The 1,761-nt window shown below is 38.3% G+C and carries 2 protein-coding genes and 1 pseudogene; all 3 read right to left on the reverse strand.

Features of this window, described 5'->3' with window-relative positions:
- Window positions 1-125: 125 nt before the first annotated feature.
- Window positions 126-385: pseudogene (locus tag N7974_RS20960) on the reverse strand (IS1-like element transposase); the annotation flags it as partial.
- A 281-nt stretch (window positions 386-666) separates the two neighbouring features.
- Window positions 667-969, reverse strand: coding sequence for an XRE family transcriptional regulator (locus tag N7974_RS20485; RefSeq protein WP_243217201.1), 303 nt, complete (start codon window positions 967-969; stop codon window positions 667-669).
- Window positions 966-1,310 carry a type II toxin-antitoxin system RelE/ParE family toxin gene (locus N7974_RS20490; RefSeq protein ID WP_262967383.1) on the reverse strand — a complete coding sequence of 115 codons (345 nt, stop codon included), beginning with the start codon at window positions 1,308-1,310 and terminating at the stop codon, window positions 966-968. Before N7974_RS20490 ends, N7974_RS20485 begins: the two co-directional genes overlap by 4 nt.
- Window positions 1,311-1,761 lie beyond the last annotated feature (451 nt).

A 1,761-nucleotide genomic window follows, 5' to 3' on the forward strand; every position in this document is an offset into this window, starting at 1 on the left:
ACGCAGCGGATTATTAATTCGCTGGACAAAAATGATGACACATTTTTAATCGACGACCGTATCTTCCAAGCCGCAGAAATTGGCAGGATTCATGCGAGAGCGGCTTAAATTTTGACGAAGGTATTGGTGTTAATAACCGTATTCTTATCGATTTTTAGCACACGACCCGTATCACGAATGCCACTGCCATTGATTGCCATATCTATTACCCGCTCCTTTATGCCTAGCTCGCAGGCCCCCGGTAACGATATTTCAGCATAAAGGTTTTAGCTGGGCAATTTGGCTCTTGGCAACGGTAACGTTGTTCACCGTGCGCATTATATCCGGCTGACGAAATAGGGTTGCTGTTACACTGACGACAGGTAACTTCTTGATAACAGGTCATGGTCAATATTATGGGGGTTTAATCGTAAGTAGTCGTTCAAAAGTTATTTAACATTTTCAAAAATAAAATCATCGATTATTTAGCAAATAATCCAGTAATGGAGATTTTTTAAGTTTAAATACGATTTCTTAGGCAAAAAACTGCATTTACTATTTTGTTAAAAGACTTTTGGCTACCTACTTAATGTCATAACCTCAAGTATATTGAAAATTACAGATTTCACCCACTACCCAATAAATGACCCTTCGACTTACCTACATCGTGGGAGCTGTAAATAAAATTCAGACTGATTCCAGTTCTATTCTTACTTTTTTTCCAAGAGCGGCGGCGGCACTCATTAAGGTTGTAAGAGTTAAACTGGTGTCTTTTTCATCCAACAACCTATTAAGCGATGCTCTGCTGGTATGCATTTTTTTTGCCATTGCCGTTTTACTCAGCTTAAGCGAAGACATACCTTCTGAAATTTGCCAAGCAATAACACGTTTTGTTGCTACGGCAGTTACTTCTTCGAGAATCGCTTCTTCGCTAAGAAAGTCGTCAAAGCTGCTGCCAATATGAAGGTTTTCTTTGTGTTGATTATTCATCTTTTCCCCCGCAAGGTCTTTAATCTTTGTTTTGCCAAATCAAGCTCTGGTTTCGGTGTTTTTTGATCTTTCTTGATAAAGCCATGCAGCAGAATCATTGTTTTTTTGACGATTACAAACAGAACTCGCGCTATCCGATTATCAAGCTTAATTCTGACTTCCCAAATGTCGCCTTCAATGTGATCGACTAACGGCATACCAAGAGGCCAACCGAATTGCACCGTTTTAATATCTTCGCCAATAGTTTTTCTATCTTGAGCAGATAAATCTTTTAACCATTCTCTAACGGGTTCGCTACCTGCTTCAGTTGCAAAAAAATTAACAGAAAGTATTGGCGTCATATTTATAGTGTATCAAAAAAGATACGCAAAGAATAGCATGTAAAACAGGAATAGTATTGTAACTTTTCAAATCCAGTGTCAGCTGTGTTCACATCTGAGTCGCAAAAAACAGCTTTGACGGAACAATGAGGTTTTTATCGAAATTCGCACCGTTTGAAGTCACATTGACCCAACACATAGCCAATATAGATGACCAATTAGAAAGTAGCCCAATTACATTGTATATTTAATTATTGGCTACGTTAGTCAATTTCAGTATACCCCCTTTGGCTACTGATTTTACAATTTCGGGGGATGGGTAATATTAGCCTCTTACCATATGGTGCAGGGCAACCGCATATAAACTTCACGTCGAAAAAATCACATTTTCCCTGAATTGATCGTTCAAAGCGGCTTTAAAACGTTTTTTCTTAATGCTCATTTTAGAGGGTTCATTTTTAAGCAGATTAAT

The sequence above is a fragment of the Methylobacter psychrophilus genome (genome assembly GCF_025583945.1).
Taxonomy (GTDB): Bacteria; Pseudomonadota; Gammaproteobacteria; order Methylococcales; family Methylomonadaceae; genus Methylobacter_C; species Methylobacter_C psychrophilus.

What these genes read in the sequence shown, in the direction of transcription:
- N7974_RS20485 (WP_243217201.1), bottom strand. Translation starts at nt 969, where the DNA reads ATGAATAATCAACACAAAGAAAACCTTCATATTGGCAGCAGCTTTGAC.
- N7974_RS20490 (WP_262967383.1), bottom strand. Translation starts at nt 1,310, where the DNA reads ATGACGCCAATACTTTCTGTTAATTTTTTTGCAACTGAAGCAGGTAGC.